Origin of the sequence: Bacilliculturomica massiliensis, assembly GCF_900605495.1 — a bacterium.
Classification (GTDB): Bacteria; Bacillota; Clostridia; order Peptostreptococcales; family Anaerovoracaceae; genus Bacilliculturomica; species Bacilliculturomica massiliensis.
Window position 1 is genome coordinate 224956 of record NZ_LR027602.1, and the last position, 16717, is coordinate 241672.

Genomic DNA, 16717 nt, shown 5'->3' on the forward strand with positions numbered 1-16717 from the left:
GAACCTTAATGCCGTCGCCGAAAAAGACCGAATGGAATAGGAGAGGCCCAAAGGGTCCGGCGGCTCTGCCAGCTGCGGAGCAGGCCCGGTCCTGCGGAGCTTTATGCAAAACGCGGCCCCACGCGGCGGTGGGAAGAAGATCTTAACTTTTGAAATGAGGGAATAAGATTGAAGAAAAAACAATTTGGAATTGTCGCAGTTGTTGTGGTGCTGCTCCTGATCTTCATGTTCTTCGGAGCGATCATCGGCTTCATAAGCGACTATCTGTGGTTCAGGGAAATGGGCTACGTCAGCGTATTCTTCAAACAGCTCTTTACACAGCTGAAACTGGGAATACCCACGCTGGTGGTGATCACCGGACTGACGTATCTGTACCTGAACGCGCTGAAAAAGGGGTACTACAAGAAGGTGGAGGTGGCGGACGCTCCCGGGGCCAGTGAAAAAGTGGTACGTCGTTTCACTCTGGTGCTGAGCGCGGGATTCGGCGTGCTGGCCACGCTTTCCACGGTGACGAAGCTGTGGTTTCAGATCCTGCAGTTTTCCAACGCCACGGATTTCGGTGTGGCCGATCCTATCTTCAACAACGACGTGGGCTTTTACATGTTCAAGCTGGAGTTCCTGTCCCAGCTCAACCAGATCGGCCTGACCATTGTGGGGGCGTTCTTCCTGATCACGGTTTTATACTATATGCTTTTGATGTCGTTCCGGCATCCGCAGATCTTTGAACCTGCTTCGGAGCCCGAATACGAAACGGAGCAGGACGGAGGGCCCCGATTCGGCGGAAACTTCAGCCAGTTTGGTCCCTTCGGCGAGATGTTTGAGAATGCGGCGGGAGGCTTTGGCGGCCGCCGTCCGGGCAGACAGACCAAGCAGTTTGACCGCAGCAATTTTGGTCAGCTCCTGTCCATCGCATCCACGCAGATCAGCGTGATGGGCGTGGTCTTTTTCCTGATGGTCGCGGCGAACTTTTACATTAAGCAGTTCGGACTGCTGTATTCCAGCACCGGTCTGCTCTACGGAGCAGGCTATACGGATATCAACGTGACGCTGCTCATTTACCGGGTGCTCATGGGTCTGGCGCTGCTGGCGGCCGTTTTCTTTGTGGTCGGCGTCAAAAAGAAAAAGGTGAAGACGGCGCTGGTGGTACCGGTGATCATGATCGTGCTGTCCATCGGCGGCACAGGGATCGCCGCAGTGGTCCAGAACGTGGTGGTCTCCCCCGACGAGATCAACAAAGAGAGCGAATATCTGATGAACAACATCACTTATACGCAGATGGCCTATGATCTTCAGGATATTTCCATCAAGGATTTCCCGGCGCAGAATACGCTGACGAAGGACGATATCCTGAACAACATGGGAACATTTTCCAATATCAGGATCAACGATTTTGAGCCGGCGGCTCAGTTCTATAACCAGACGCAGAGCATCCGGTCCTATTACACGTTCCACGACGTGGATGTGGACCGCTATATGATCAACGGCGAATACACGCAGACATTCCTGTCCGCCCGTGAGATCGACGAATCGAAGATCGGCGATCAGTGGCTGACCAAACATTTGAAATACACCCACGGCTACGGCATCACCCTTTCCCGGGTGGATAAGGTGACCGCCAGCGGTCAGCCGGATATGCTCATCGACAGTATTCCGCCTGTGTCCGACGTGGAAGAAATTCAGATCGAGCGTCCGGAGATCTACTTTGGAGAGAAAACGAACAATTATATCGTCGTAAATACGGATGAACAGGAATTTGACTATCCCAGCGGCGAGAGCAATGCATATAATACCTATGAGGGAACTGCGGGGATCAACATGAACCTGTTCAACCGCATGGTCTTCGCTATCCGGGAACAGAGCCTGAAGCTGCTGGTGTCCTCCAACATCGACAGCAATTCCAGGATCATCATCAACCGCAACGTGTCGGAGCGCGTGAAGAAGATCGCGCCCTTCCTGAGTTACGATGAACCGTATATCGTGACCGTGGACGGGAAACTGTACTGGATGCTGGACGCGTATACCACCAGCCCCTATTTCCCGTATTCGGAGCCTTACAATACGGAACAGAGCTACGATAATTATATCCGCAACTCGGTAAAGGTCGTGGTGGACGCCTATAACGGCGACGTGGATTTCTATCTGGTGGATGACGACGACCCGGTGGCTATGACACTGGCGAAGATCTATCCGCAGCTGTTCAAGAATTTCGACGCCATGCCGGAGGCGCTGCGCGCTCACGTGAGATACCCCAACTATCTGTTCAATATACAGGCCAACGTTTACAAGAAGTATCACATGAACGATGTCCGTGTATTTTATCAGAAGGAAGACCTGTGGGCCATCGCCATGCAGACCTACGGACAGGAGTCCAAGGTCATGACGCCTCAGTACTATATCACCAAGCTGCCCGGCGAGCAGGACGTGGAATTCATCAATTCCATTCCTTACACGCCCAATAACAAGAACAACATGACAGGACTGCTGGTGGCCAGAAACGACAACGGTCACTACGGGGAGCTGGTGCTGTTCCGTCTGCCGAAGGACCGGATCATTTACGGACCGCAGCAGGTGGAGGCGCAGATCAATCAGGATACGAACATCTCCAAGGAGTTCTCGCTGTGGAACAATTCCGGTTCCAATTACAGCAGGGGCGATATGTTCGTCATCCCGGTGGAACAGTCGCTGGTCTATGTCGAGCCGGTCTATCTGGAAGCGGCCAACGGCAGTCTGCCGGAAGTGAAGCGGGTGATCGTGGCTTACGGCGACAAGATCGCCTACGAGTCCACCCTGGCTCAGGCGCTGAATAAACTGTTCGGCGCAGGCGCGGGCGATCCGCTGTCCTCCAGTACGCCGGCGGCGGACGGGGAAAACAGCAGCGGTACGGAAGGCGGAGGACAGTCGTCAGATGTAATGACCATGGAGCAGATGGCGCAGCTGGCCAACGAAGCCTTCGAGAATGCGGTGGAGGCTCAGCAGAAGGGCGACTGGTCCGGCTACGGGGAATATCTCAACGAGCTCCAGAAGTATCTGACGCTGATGCAGCCCGCAGGTTCCGGCGAAGCGGCGGATCAGGGCGGAAACGCATTGGATGCAGGCGGAGCGGACGCCGGAAACGGCCAGGACGCCGGCGAAGCGCAGTAGCGCAGAGTTTGTGCTGGACATTTCGGCACTGGATAAGGATCTGACTCGCCGCATTCGGCGGGATAAGGAATAAAATATGCAACGGGGGCGGCAGCAGCAGGGAAGCCTGGGAGAGGCCTGTCCCCGTTTCAAATTTGAGGCGGGGCCTGTCCGCCGGATCTTTCCGGCGGCGCCACCGCAGAACAGGAATGAGAAAAGGAGCGGATTTATGTTAGAAAAGATGTTGTTCAACATACCAAAGGAGTTACATACGGTCTCCGAGGTGTACAAAATACTCGGAAAGCACCCGGAGGTGAAATTCGTTTCGCTGGTGGGCATTGATATCGGCGGACACGATACGGATGAAAAGATCCCGGTAAAGATGTTTATGGCGGATATGGAAAAGTTTCTGACGCAGGGCGTCCAGACCGACGGGTCCAGCGTAGTGCTTCCCAGGATCGCACAGCTGAATAACGCCAAGGTGGACATCATACCCGATATGGATGTAAATTGGTATGTGGACTACAATCTGAACAACCGTGACGAGGAGACGGGGCTTCCTCTGGGCACGCTGCGGATCCCTTCTTTTCTGGTGCACAACGATACGGCTGAAGTGGGTTCACGGGTCATCCTGCGGGATGCGGTGAAGGCCTTCAAGGCGGGGCTCATGAAGCTCATGCGCGAACATCCTTATGTGTTCAGGTATCTGCCTGTGGATTCCGTGGATGAGATCGACGAGATCCTTCTGACTTCCGCCACGGAGCTGGAATTCTGGGTAAAGACGCCGGAGGACAAGGGCGACAGCGAACAGCTGTCCACCTCTCAGGTTCTGAAGGAGCAGTACTGGAAGCGGACCATCGGTCCGGTGCGCACGGCGCTGGAGAAATCCCTGATCATGCTGGATCAGTACGGATTCGAAGTAGAGATGGGCCATAAGGAAGTGGGCGGAGTCAAGGCCAAGCTGGGCAGCTCGGGAAACTACGATCACATTATGGAACAGCTTGAGATCGACTGGAAATACAGCGACGCCATCCAGGCGGCCGACAACGAAAACCAGGTCAAATACGTGGTGAAAGATGTATTCCGTGCGCACGGGCTGGACGTTACCTTTATGGCGAAGCCGATCCGCGGCGTGGCGGGCAGCGGAGAGCACACCCACATGGGCGTGGCCGCCCGTCTGAAAAACGGCAGAGTGGTCAGTCTCTTTGCACCGCTGGACAGGGAAAAGGATTTTCTCAGTCCCATCGGTTTTGGGGCCCTTATGGGCATCCTGAAGAATTATGAGATCATGAATCCTTTTGTGACCTCCACCAACGACGCGCTGAACCGTCTGAAGCCCGGATTTGAGGCGCCGGTGTGTATCGTCACATCTCTGGGCCATTCCGCACAGATGCCGTCCAGAAACAGAACGGTACTGGTGGGTCTGGTGAGAGATATCAACAATCCGCTGTCCACGCGTTTTGAACTGCGTTCCCCCAATCCCAAGAGCAATACCTATCTGGTCATCGCCTCCGGATTCATGTGTATGCTTGACGGCATCAAGGCCGCTTTGGAAAACGGAAAGACGCCGGAAGAGCTGGAGGCGTCCATTTCCAAGAGAGAAGGGCAGAGAGATTTCTATCTGGAAAAGGACAGAGAATACCGCACGGAGCGGGATGTGTTTGAAGAGTTCACACAGGAGGAACGGGACCGGCTGTTTGGCAGGGCTCCGGCCACGGTGTGGGAAAACATCAGGGCCTTCGACCTGTATCCGGAGAAACTGGAAGTGCTCATGCGGGAAGGCGTCATGGACCGCCTGTCGCTGGAGTCCTATAAACACGCGATCATCGCTCAGTGGGCCACAGAGCTGCACAACCGCATCATACCGGAGACGATGAATTTTGTCAGGGATTGCAGAAAGCGCCACAATCCGGAGGAATGCGCGGACCTGGATGATCTGATGTGGAGCAAGATCTCCAAAATGCGCCGGGAGCTGGCACAGGATACCATCAATGAAAAATCGCTGCTCAGCCGAGTGAAAGACGCGCTGGACGAGGAAGAGTTCGAGAAAGCATCGGAGCTGCAGCTTCTGGCTCAGCAGAAGATCGCAGAGCTGGGTCTGATGTATTCTCAGTACAAAAAGAATTTGTTCTAAGCTGTAGGACCTGCCGCCGGGCAGGTCCGTTCGGCAAAAACGGGGGGCGGGCCGGATGAGCGGCGCGCCCACGGGAGGACGGAGACTGATATGCCGATGAAAATAGAAGTGGGCGACAGCCTGCAGCTGAAGAAACCTCACGCCTGCGGAGGAAATTCATTCACGGTGAGAAGAGCGGGAATGGATTTTCGAATCGAGTGCGCCAATTGCGGGGCGCAGATCTGGATGAAACGTACTGATCTGGAAAAGCGGATCAGAAAAATATCGCCGAAGGAATAGGCGGGACCGCGCTTTGATCCAGGATGCAGCGACGTGCTGCCTTGATCGAAAGGCAGGAGCAGGGGATAGAAAAGGAACAGATAATTTATGATTACAAAAGCGATCATCTTCGCCGTCTTTCTGATCGGAATGGTGCTCATCGGGCTGAAGTTCTACAACAGCACCAACGACCTCTCCGATTATTTTCTGGGCGGCAGAAAACTGAACAGCTGGGTCACGGCTATGTCCGCCCAGGCCTCGGATATGAGCGGCTGGCTACTGATCGGCCTGCCGGGAGCGGCCTACGTGGTCTTCCGCGGCACATCGGAGGCGATCTGGACAGCCATCGGACTGATGCTGGGTACGTATCTCAACTGGCTTTTTGTGGCCAAACGGCTGAGACAGTACACGGAGGTCTCACAGAACTCGCTCACGCTGCCGGATTTTTTTGAAAACCGCTTCCGGGATTCCAGGCACGTGCTGCGCACAGTATCGGCAGTCTTTACTGTGATTTTCTTTCTTATTTATACGTCCTCCCAGTTTGCCGCAGGCGGAAAGCTGTTCTCGACGGTATTCGGGATCGATTACAAGGCGGGAATGGTCATCGGCGCGCTGATCGTGCTGTCTTACACGGCGCTGGGCGGCTTTACCGCCGTGTGCTGGACGGATACGATCATGGGCACGATGATGTTCTTCGCTCTCATCGCCGTGCCTGTCATGGCGGTGGGGGAGATGGGAGGCCTGGCGGAGGTAGGAGCGCGCCTGAGCGGGCTGACTTCGGAGACCTTCGCGCTGTTTCCCGTAAAGGATGGAGCCATCGACTCCATGCTGCTGGCGTCCGCTCTTGGATGGGGTCTGGGGTATTTTGGACAGCCCCATATTCTGGCGAGATTCATGGCTATCTCATCGCCGGAAGAAGTGAAGAAATCACGGGTCATCGCCATGATCTGGGTGGTCATCACGCTGAGCACGGCGGTGCTGATCGGCGTGATCGGCAAGGCGTTTATGCCGGACCTGGCCGACGGCGAAACGATCTACATGGAAATGATCAACGCTATGTTCAGCAATGTGGTAGGGGGTATCCTGCTGACAGCTATTCTGGCCGCCATCATGAGTACGGCCAGCTCTCAGCTTCTGGTGGCGGCGTCCAGCGTGTCCAAGGACCTGTACGCCACGCTGATGAAAAAAGATACGTCGGAATCCTCTCTGGTGTGGATCAGCAGGCTGACCGTGGCGCTGACCACAGCGGTGGCCATCCTGCTGGCTATAGACCCCGACAGTTCTGTCTTTGGCCTGGTATCCTGCGCCTGGGGCGGTTTTGGTTCCGCTTTCGGACCGCTGATCCTGTTCGCTCTGTTTTGGCGGCGGATGACCCGGCAGGGGGCGGTCTGGGGCATGATCAGCGGCGGCGTAGCGGATCTGTTCTGGTATTATATGAAGCAGGCCGGTTTCGGCGGCGTTTTCAATATTTATGAGATCATTCCCGGATTTCTTATCTCCTCCGCTGTCATCGTCTGTGTGAGCCTGCTCACCAGCGTGCCGCGGGAGATCACGGAGGAGTTTGACCGCGTGAAGAATAACGGGACAGCGGCGGGACAGCAGGAAGTGACAGGAGGAGAGTTATGAAACTGCAGGAGTCTGGTGAAAATTATCTGGAGACGATCCTGATCCTGGAGAAGGAAAAGGGATCCGTGCGTTCGATCGACGTGGCGAATCATCTGGATTTTACAAAGGCCAGCGTCAGCCGGGCCATGAGCATTCTCAGAGAAGCCGGGTATCTGGTCATGGAGAAGGATGGAAATCTGAAGCTGACAGACGAGGGGCGGGAGAAGGCGTGGAGCGTGTACGAAAAGCATTGCCAGATCAAACGTTTCTTCATGGAAGCGCTGGAAGTGAGCGAGGAGACGGCGGAGAAAGACGCGTGCAGGATCGAACATGTGATCAGCGACGAGACCTTTGAGCAGATGAAGCTGTGGCTGGAAACGGCGGACGCCATGGAAGCGCTGGGATCTGATCAGCAGTGATCTCCCGGCCGGCCTGAGCGGGAAAGACTGAAACGAAGGGAGAGGGGACCGTTGAATTGGAATCGGGAGAAAAAAGACTGGGACCACGCGATCTCGCTGCTGTTTCTCATCATGGTTCTCGCCGTGGTTTTTCTGACGTTTTATGTGATGCAGAATGTGGAACCAGGCAATCCCCTGCTGCCGGAGCGTCAGGTGACGGATCTTTCCGAAGGCTGGAACAGGAGCGGGCCGGGCGAGCTGCACGGGGGAAAAACGCCGGTTGGAGGTTCGGGCGGAAGCACGGAGGTGTACGCCCGCCGGCTGCCTCAGGATCTGCGGTCGGGGGATATCCTGTGCGTGGAGACCAGGCAGCAGGCGATTCGGGTCTTTCTGTCCGGTCAGGAGATATACGAAGCGGGAACGGACAGCGGACAGCGCTTTGGCAAGTCCATCGGCTCGATGTGGAATTTTGTTTCCCTGCCCTCCGACGCCGGCGGGCAGACAGTGACGATCCATTTGACTACTGCGTTTTCCCAGATCCCTAACTCCCTTCAGGAAGTTGTGCTGGGGCAGGAGGGGGCGGTGGTGCTCTCGCTGCTGCGAAAAAATGCAGGCGTTCTGTCGTTCGTCTGCTTTACCGCCCTGCTGGGGGTCCTGCTGCTGATCCTCTGCGGGGTCCTTCGTCTGAAGAAGCTGGACCTGGGACGGGGACAGTTTTTTTATCTGGGCGTTTTCGCCATTCTGTCATCGGTCTGGGTACTCACGGACAGCAGGATCCTGCAGCTGATCATTTCCAACGTAGCGGCGATCTATTCGCTGTCCTTTCACACATTCATGCTGCTTCCCGTGCCGATCCTGCTCTACCTGAGATCGGCCAGCCGCCGCAGCACGCCGGTGCCCAATATGCTCTGCCTGCTGTTTCTCGTGAATTTCGCGGTGAATACCGCGTTGAACATGGCGGGGATCAAAGATCTGGTGGAGACGCTGCCTTCGACGCATATCCTGATGTTCCTGGGCATGAGCTGGATCATCTTTGTCTGTGCGCGCAGCGTCCTCTGCGGGAGAGAGGGCTTCAGCAGCGAGGTCCTTCCGGCGCTGTGCATTCTGTGCGCCGGCGCGGTGTTGAGTCTGGCCGGGTTCTATGGGGACCGGCCCGGTGATTACGCGCGGTTTTTCCGCTGGGGATTGTTTCTGTTCATACTCACGCTCAGTCTGGGTACCGTCCGAAAAGGCGCCGCGCTGCTGGGGGACAGCGTCAAAGCAGCCACCTACAAGCTGCTGGCTTACGCCGATACGATGACGATGCTCCTGAATCGGGCGGCTTTCGACCGGGACATGGAAGAACTGCGGAAAGGTGCGGGAGATCACCGCTGCGTGTCTCTGCTGCTCTTTGATCTGAATAACCTGAAGCAGACAAACGATACGCAGGGTCATATGGCGGGAGATGATATGATCGTCAGATTTGCGGAAAGCTTGCGGGTTGTTTTCGAGGGTGTCGGTCAGATCTACCGTATCGGAGGGGACGAGTTTGCCGTACTGATATACGACAGAGAAGACAGGGAAGAAAAGAAGGCTGCGGAGCTGATCGGCCGGCTGAAGGAGAAATGCTCCATCGACTTTTCTGCGGGATACGCATATCAGGAGCTGAGCAAGGCGGCCGCAGCCAATACGCGGGAACTGTTCCGCACAGCGGATATGCGCATGTATCAGGAGAAGGCGGAGAGCCGGAAGGCTTTTTAAGCCTTCACGGTGAGATCTGCAAGGACGGCGCCGGTGAGTTCGCAGAGAGCGGACAGCGGCAGATCCATCTGGAGACCGACCTTTCCGCCGCTGACTACGATGTTTTCAAAGTCTGCGGCGCTCTGGTGAATGGCCGTGGGATACGGCTTTTTCATCCCCACAGGGGAACAGCCGCCCTTGATATATCCGGTCACCTTGGTAATATCCTTAGCGTGGATCATCTCGATCTTTTTCTCTCCGAAGTGTTTGGCCGCTTTTTTCAGATCCAGTTCCTCGGCCACCGGGATCACGCAGACATAGTATTCTCTGCTGGCCCCCTGGGTGACCAGGGTCTTGAACACGCGATGGACGTCCATCCCGGTGGCTTTCGCGACGGAAACGCCGTCCAGGAAACCGCCGGGCGCCTCATAGGTGTGCGCCTCATGAGGAATTTTTTTTGCGTCCAGAATGCGCAGGGCGTTTGTTTTGATCGTTTTATCATTGGATTTTGACATCGTTTTTTCTCCGGTCCTTTCCGCAGACGGCCGCCGCCGGCCCCGGCAGAATGGCCGGAGAGCGGGGCGCTCCGTCAGTGCTGATGATTGTGTGAGTCGCTCCGCTATCATTATAGCCGGAAGGATCACGGGATGGCAAGAGGCGAAAGCCGGTAAGGGAAAAAGAAAAGCGCGGGAAGCGAGAGGATAAGGAGGACAGACGATCTTGAAGTTGGTGATTGCGGAGAAGCCCAGCGTGGCGGCGGAGCTTGCGAAGGTCCTTGGCGCCGACAGGAAAGGGAACGGATTTTATACGGGGAAAGGCTGCTGCGTTACCTGGTGCGTGGGTCATCTGGTGGAATCCGTCATGCCCGAGGCCTACGATCCCAGGTATGAAAAATGGAGGATACACGATCTGCCCATACTTCCCGATCAGTGGAAATACGAGGTGACGGGATCCACGAAGGGGCAGTTTGATATCGTAAAATCCCTGATGGACCGTCAGGAGGTAGACGAACTGGTGTGCGCCACAGACGCGGGGCGGGAGGGCGAACTGATCTTCCGTCTGGTCTATATGCAGGCAGGATGTGAAAAGCCTTTTCGCAGGCTCTGGATCAGCTCTATGGAAAATAAGGCGATCAAAGACGGATTTGCAAACCTCAGGGCGGGAAGCGATTATGACAGGCTTTATGACGCCGCCGTATCGCGTATGCAGGCGGACTGGCTGGTGGGCATCAACTTTTCCCGTCTCTTTTCCTGCATGTCGGATCAGCCGCAGAATGTGGGCCGGGTACAGACCCCCACGATCAATCTCATCGTAGAGCGCCAGCGGGCCATCGACAACTTTGACGCAAAGCCCTACTATGTGCTGACGGCGGCCTGTACCCACGACGGAGTTGATTTTTCTGTCACCAGACGGGTGGAGTCGGAGGCGGAGAGCGCGGCGCTTTTGGAAAAATGCCGCGGCAGAGACGGGATCGCCGCACAGATCCAGAAGACGAAGATGAAAGAAAATCCGCCGGCGCTCTACGATCTGACCACGCTGCAGAGGGAAGCCAACAAGATGCTGGGGCTGTCCGCCCAGCAGACACTGGACGCCACGCAGAATCTCTATGAGAAGAAGCTGGTCACGTATCCGCGAACAGACAGCCGCTATCTGACGGCGGATATGAAGGGGAGCACGGAACAGCTGATCCGCAGTCTTCTGACGGCCCCCTGGCTGGATCCGAAAACGAAAGAGACCTACGATCCGGAGCGGGCCGGAACAGACCGGCTGATCAACGATAAAAAGGTGACGGATCACCACGCTATCATCCCGACGGTGGAGTCGCTGAAGGCGTCCGACCGCCTGCCGGTGAACGAAGCCAATATTCTCAGGATGATCGCCTACAAGCTGCTGACCGCGGCCTATATTCCCCACGAGTACGTGAAGACGGAATTGACGGTGGAGATCGAGGGGGAAGAGTTTAAGACCACGGGCCGCATGGTGACGGAGGCCGGATTTAAGGAAGTGGCGGCTCAGCTGGCCCCGTTGCTGGTCAAACCTCAGAAGAAGGAAGGGAAGGGCAAAGGCAAGGGCAGGGGCGCGAAGGAAGAAAAGGAAGACACGCTGCTTCCCGCGCTGGCGGAGGGAGACGTCCTGCACCAGCCGGATCTTTCTTCCGAAAAAAAAGAGACCAAGCCGCCGAAGCCCTACACGGAAGACACGCTGCTCTCCGCCATGGAAAACGCCATGAAGACGCTGGAGGACGAGGACCTGAAAAAGGAAGTGGCGGGAGCCGGGCTGGGGACGCCGGCCACGCGGGCTGGCATCATCGAACGGATCATCAAGACGGGTTTTATCCAGAGAAAAGGGAAGAATCTGCTGCCCACGGAAAAGGCCTACCGCATCGTAGACATCGTACCGGAAAAGGTCAAGAGCGCCGTGCTCACCGCCGAGTGGGAGCAGAAGCTGGAGCAGATCTACCGGGGCCAGGCCAGCCGGGATGAATTCATGGAAGGGATCCGGGCCTTTGTGACGGAGCTGGTGGACAGCTATAAGGAAAACTTTGCGGAGAACGGGAAGGAGATCATCGGGATCTGCCCCCGCTGCGGCCGTCGGATCTTTGAGGGACGTACCAACTATTACTGCGAGGCGGACCGCGGCGTTTGCGATTTTGTTATCTGGAAAGACGAAAAATTCTTTGTCTCCAAGAAGAAGCCCCTGACCAAGCCCATGGTAAAAGCGCTGCTGCAGAGAGGGCGTATCCGCTGCGTCAACCTGTATTCCGAACGGACAGGGGGAACGTATGAAGCATACGTGAGGATGGTAGACACGGGTCAATACGTGAATTTCAGGCTGGAATTTCCGGAGCGGCGCCGGGGGTAAGGGCCGCCGGGGCGGCGACGTGGATAGAAAAGGGGTGAAGGGCATGTCTGCGTTCGATCTTTATGATCAATATGATTTTTTGTGGTTTTTTGTTATCTATTCTTTTTTGGGATGGTGCGCGGAGGTGGCGTATGCGGCTCTGTGCACAGGCGCGTTTGTCAACCGGGGATTTCTGAACGGACCTGTCTGCCCGATCTACGGTTTCGGCGTCGTGCTGGTCATAGGAGCCCTGACGCCCCTTTCGGATAACGGGCCCGTCCTGTTTGCAGGCTCTGTGCTGCTCACATCCGCGCTGGAATGGACCACGGGTTTTGTTCTGGAAAAGGTCTTTCACGATAAATGGTGGGATTATTCGGATATGCCTTTTAACCTGGGAGGGTATATCTGCCTGAAGTTCTCTGTTCTGTGGGGGCTGGCGTGCATGTTCATCATGGACATCTTTCACCCCACTGTAGCCGGGGCGGTAAAACTGGTGCCTGAGACGGCGGGATGGATCGTTCTGGCGGTGGTCCTGTCCGCCTTCGCAGCGGACGCCGGCGTGACGGCGGCCTCCATTCTCAAGCTGAATAAGCGCATGGAGCAGATGGATGAGATCGCGGCCATGCTGAGGGAGACCTCCGACCGACTGGGGGAGAGCATATCTGAGAACGTGACGGAGCTGGCGGCGAAGACCGAAGAACTGAAGGAAAAAAGCGAGGATGTAAAAGCGGAACTGCTGAAAAAGCGGGAAGCGCTGCTGGAGGCCGGGGAAGAGCTTCAGGGAAAAGCGGAAGATCTGCAGGAGAGGCTGCGCGCGGAGATGGAAGAACGCCAGCGGGGGTTTGCGGAGCGCCGTCTGACGGCGGAAGCGGAACGGGAACAGAAGCAGCTTGAGCTGAAAGCACAGATCGAGGAGCTGCGGGATAAATACGAGGAAATGGCCGGGCGAAGCAGATTTATCCATCGGCGGATCGTGAAAGCGTTCCCGGGAATGAAATCCGGCAAACATTCGGAGGCTTTGGAAGAGATCAAAAAGCGCTGTGGGCTCAAATAGCCGGCAGGCGTCTGAAAGGGAAAGTGGGAAAGGCTGCCGCGGAAAGCGGCAGCCTTTTTTGCGGCGTGAATCTGGCGGGCGATCCGTACCCAGACCGGCGGAGAGTCCGGCGCATCACAACCGGATATATGATTTACAGGTTGACAAACTCTGCGGTCAGGAGTAATCTATTGATAATAGATATAGCGACATTCGATATATCGACTGTCGGACTGTAGTGGGTGCGAAAGGGAGAGGAAAAATGGCGAGGGAACAGTTGAAGACGCTGACAGAGCCGATGTATTATCTGCTTCTGGCCCTGATCCGGCCGCAGCACGGTTATGGGATCATGCAGAGCATCACGGAGATGACTGAGAACCGGGTCCAGGTAGGAGCGGGAACGCTTTATGCGCTGCTGTCACGATTCGAGGGCGAGGGGATCATCGCGCAGATCATGGAGAAGGACAGAAAGAAGATCTATCAGATCACGCCGAAGGGCGCGGAACTGCTGACGGAAGAATTTTGCCGTCTGAACCGCATGGTAGAGGACGGGAAGCGCTTTTTTGACAGCGCGGGAACGTTGCTGCCCATCACTTATGAACCCGTTCTGGCGGAGGCGGCCGAGACGCAGGCCGCGGCCGAGGAGAAGACGCGGGAAAAGACGGCCGGCGCTCCATCGCAGCGGGAGGAACGAAAAGGCGAGGACGGAAAAGAGGGAGCAGGCGGCGAGGAGGAAAAGAAGGAACGGGAGAACAGCGGGAAGGAAGAGAAGGGGAGAGAAGAGGAAAAAGACGGGAACGGAGAACGCCAGGGCTTTCGCGGCGGCTTCCGGAACCGGAAGGGGATCTTCGCCACGTAAACGGTCGATGAAAATAAACGGAGAAACGGCGCCGCCGGGAACGGGCCGCGCCGATGAAAGAAAAAGGGGTTTCGATATGAAGAACAGAACGTTTCGGATCTGGCCGCTTCTCTCCGGCATCGACATCGCTTCCTATCTGGAATGGATGGAGAGAAAGGGGCTGCGCCTTTGCAGGCTGCGGTGCTTCGGGCTGATCGGAGAGTACGAGCGCCGGGAGCCCGGTGAGACGCGGTACGGATGGGATTATTTCGACCCGGTCACGCAGGATCAGGAAAAAGAGATACAGCAGTATCTGGAATTCTGCGATGCGGCAGGCTGGGAGATCGTCTGGCAGTTTGAGCGGAACAAGATATTTCGGGAGAAAGAGGGCGTGGAGCCGCCGCCGCTCCACACCGATGAGGAAATCTATCGGGAGAAGGTAAAGAGAGCCAGCCGGAAGGCAGAACTGCAGAACGTTCTCCTGCTGCCGGTGTTCATTCTGGTGTTCGGATTTTTGGTGGCGCCGAAGTTTGCGGCGGAATTTCCCGTGCAGCCGCTGCTGCTGCAGCTGTCCGGCATAGGAGTGGCCGTGCTGTATCTGTGCAGCGTGGTCTGGAATCTATATTTTGCTCTGCGCAATTATTTCGGGTGGTTTGGCGGCGTACAGGCGGGGGTCAATCCCACCTTTCGAGGCAGGTCTGCGGTCCTTGGCGTTCTGGGACAAACGGCGCTGCTGCTCCTGTGGCTGGATATCCTGGTCATGTGTCTGGAGGACGGATTGCCGGCGGGGGCGTGCGGCGCTCTCGTCGGTCTGATCATCGGCAGTTCGTTCAGGAGGGCGAGCCTGGGCCTTGGAAGGGAGGCGCAGAAGATCGGGATGAAGGGAATTCCCTACAGTAAGCCCTGGACCAGACCGCTGCTGGCTGCCGCCCTTGCAGCCGTCACATGTACGCTGATCTTTTACAGGCCGGACAGCGGAACGCTTCTCTCCATCCGCGGCAACATTTACTGCCGTACGCTGTATAAGCAGGAAAGCGTCCACTGGGTGGAGCCTGCTTACTATGAGGCATACGGAACGCGGCAGGCAGACAGTATCATGGACTATTATCTGGATTATCTGCCGCGGGGCCAGGTGGATATCCGCTGGGTCCGGACGTCTTCGGACAGCGTCGATCCCATAGAAGAACTGTCGCCGGTGGGGCCGTACCAGATACCGGAGGGCGGTGAACTGACGATCTATCGGTGCAGTTCAGAGTCTGAAGGAGACACTGTGGGAGCCGGCCCCTGGATCGTGCGCAGAGGAAATGAGATCTGGGTCTCATACCGGTATCAGTGATAGGGGGATGGGAGAGTATGGGGAAGTTTACCTGGCGGATCTGGCCGGCGCTGTCCTTTGCTGAGATCGCCGGCTATATGGAGACCATGGAGCGCAGAGGGCTGCGCTTCCGCCGCTTGTGCTGCTGCGGGCTGCTGGCCGAATACGAGAAGACGGAGGGGCTGGGGGCGGAATACTGCCAAGACTACTTTGAACCGGAGAAATACAGAGAGATCCAGCCTTATCTGGAACTCTGTGCAGCCGACGGCTGGGAGATCGTCTGGCAGTTTGAAAAACATAAGATATTCAGACGCCGCCGAGACGCGCAGCGGACCGGCAGCGGTGCAAAAGACTCTATTTCCGGAGTGGGAACAGGGACAGCCGGCGCCGCTTTGGAGGAGATGGGCGGAATGAGTTCCAGAGCGGCGCCGGTACAGTCGGATGAAGAGATCGAAGCGCAGAATTTCAGAAAGGCTGCGCGGAAGGAAGAACTGGTAGGGGGCGCGCTTATCTGGCTGCTGCTGTGTCTGGTCTGGAGCATGTTTGCGGTCTACAGGATGCGATCGGATTGGATCTATACGGCGACCTGGACGGAACAGATCAATATTCTGGCGCTGCTCCCTCTGACCGCGGGACTGGGGATCTGGTACCTGCTGCACGGCCTGCGCAATTATTTCAGGCCCTGCCGCCGCCGGGGAGATCTCGCTGCACCGGTAAGGCTGTTCCGTCAGGCTCTCAGGGTCCTGTCGCTGCTTCTGGCAGGGACCTGGTTCTGGTCGTATTGCCGGCTGGCTCTGGTGGAGAAGGGAAGTTTATCCGTGCCGACGGCGCCTCTGCTGACGGGATTGCTGATCATTTCCCTGCTGTTTGGGCGATACCGCCGGCAGCAGATGCGCAGCGAAGGTTCTCCCGCGGATCAGAAGATGGAGGGCGTGTGCTGGTGCGACCCGCCGGTCTGCCGCCGCCGGGCTGTCATCGGCTGGACGCTTCTGGCCGTCTGGGGGATCTTTGGCCTGTGGCTGGCGGCGTACGGCCGGGCGGATGGAGAGCCTCTGCGGGCGTCCGGCTATTACTGTTCGGAAATATACAGAAATGACGTGGAAGTTTCGTATAACTGGTATTTTAAAGCGAGAAATGAAAACTACGCAGCCGCCGTCACCTGCGCTGTCGCCGGCCGTCTGGAGCGGTTCGGCGGCCCAGTGTCTCTGACTGAGGAAGAGACGGAAAAGATCCGCACAGCCGGGGTGGAGCTGGGCGGCCACCGCATGCCGGAGGACGGCTGGGATGAGTCGTGGAGCATTATGGAGGGAGGCACCATCATCGCGGTGCGGTGCGGCAGCGAGGTGTGGTTCTTCTCCGTCAGCGATACCTCCGGCGGATGAAGGACAAAAAGATAGATATGAGAAACCCCGGGTCAAGATAGATCCGGGGTTTCTCGGGTGTGTGTATCTGATTT

Annotated in this window: 12 protein-coding genes; 11 read left to right on the forward strand and 1 reads right to left on the reverse strand. The window is 56.7% G+C overall.

Features of this window, described 5'->3' with window-relative positions:
- Positions 1-168 precede the first annotated feature (168 nt).
- The 6 genes from E0E37_RS07640 to E0E37_RS07665 all read left to right on the forward strand — a co-directional run bounded on the left by E0E37_RS07640 (position 169) and on the right by E0E37_RS07665 (position 9255).
- Positions 169-3141: a UPF0182 family membrane protein gene (locus E0E37_RS07640; protein WP_246019661.1), complete on the forward strand. Its 2973-nt coding sequence runs from the start codon at positions 169-171 to the stop codon at positions 3139-3141.
- 208 nt (positions 3142-3349) lie between these two features.
- On the forward strand, positions 3350-5254 hold the full coding sequence (locus E0E37_RS07645; RefSeq protein WP_130862450.1) for a type I glutamate--ammonia ligase: 1905 nt from the start codon (positions 3350-3352) through the stop codon (positions 5252-5254).
- 90 nt (positions 5255-5344) lie between these two features.
- Positions 5345-5533, forward strand: coding sequence for a DUF951 domain-containing protein (locus tag E0E37_RS07650; RefSeq protein WP_207302932.1), 189 nt, complete (start codon positions 5345-5347; stop codon positions 5531-5533).
- An 87-nt stretch (positions 5534-5620) separates the two neighbouring features.
- The gene (putP, locus tag E0E37_RS07655; RefSeq protein WP_130862451.1) at positions 5621-7138 is read left to right on the forward strand and encodes a sodium/proline symporter PutP; all 1518 of its coding nucleotides are present in this window, start codon (positions 5621-5623) and stop codon (positions 7136-7138) included.
- Positions 7135-7536, forward strand: coding sequence for a metal-dependent transcriptional regulator (locus E0E37_RS07660; RefSeq protein WP_130862452.1), 402 nt, complete (start codon positions 7135-7137; stop codon positions 7534-7536). The genes putP and E0E37_RS07660 overlap by 4 nt, the downstream gene beginning before the upstream one ends.
- Before the next feature lie 51 nt (positions 7537-7587).
- Complete coding sequence (locus tag E0E37_RS07665) at positions 7588-9255, forward strand: GGDEF domain-containing protein (protein ID WP_130862453.1); 1668 nt, start codon at positions 7588-7590, stop codon at positions 9253-9255.
- Here the strand turns inward: E0E37_RS07665 and ybaK are convergent.
- On the reverse strand, positions 9252-9749 hold the full coding sequence (gene ybaK, locus E0E37_RS07670) for a Cys-tRNA(Pro) deacylase (RefSeq protein ID WP_130862454.1): 498 nt from the start codon (positions 9747-9749) through the stop codon (positions 9252-9254). The two genes, E0E37_RS07665 and ybaK, sit on opposite strands and share 4 nt — an antisense overlap.
- A 214-nt stretch (positions 9750-9963) precedes the next feature.
- Here ybaK and E0E37_RS07675 point away from each other — a divergent pair, with 214 nt between their 5' ends.
- From E0E37_RS07675 to E0E37_RS07695, 5 genes are all read left to right on the forward strand, one after another.
- On the forward strand, positions 9964-12096 hold the full coding sequence (locus E0E37_RS07675; RefSeq protein WP_246019682.1) for a DNA topoisomerase 3: 2133 nt from the start codon (positions 9964-9966) through the stop codon (positions 12094-12096).
- A gap of 19 nt (positions 12097-12115) precedes the next feature.
- Positions 12116-13129: a putative ABC transporter permease gene (locus E0E37_RS07680; RefSeq protein ID WP_246019662.1), complete on the forward strand. Its 1014-nt coding sequence runs from the start codon at positions 12116-12118 to the stop codon at positions 13127-13129.
- Between the two features lie 241 nt (positions 13130-13370).
- On the forward strand, positions 13371-13967 hold the full coding sequence (locus tag E0E37_RS07685) for a PadR family transcriptional regulator (RefSeq protein WP_130862456.1): 597 nt from the start codon (positions 13371-13373) through the stop codon (positions 13965-13967).
- Positions 13968-14043: 76 nt separating this feature from the next.
- Complete coding sequence (locus E0E37_RS07690) at positions 14044-15282, forward strand: DUF2812 domain-containing protein (protein ID WP_165445268.1); 1239 nt, start codon at positions 14044-14046, stop codon at positions 15280-15282.
- 17 nt (positions 15283-15299) lie between these two features.
- Positions 15300-16643, forward strand: coding sequence for a DUF2812 domain-containing protein (locus E0E37_RS07695; protein WP_130862458.1), 1344 nt, complete (start codon positions 15300-15302; stop codon positions 16641-16643).
- The last annotated feature ends 74 nt before the right edge of the window (positions 16644-16717 follow it).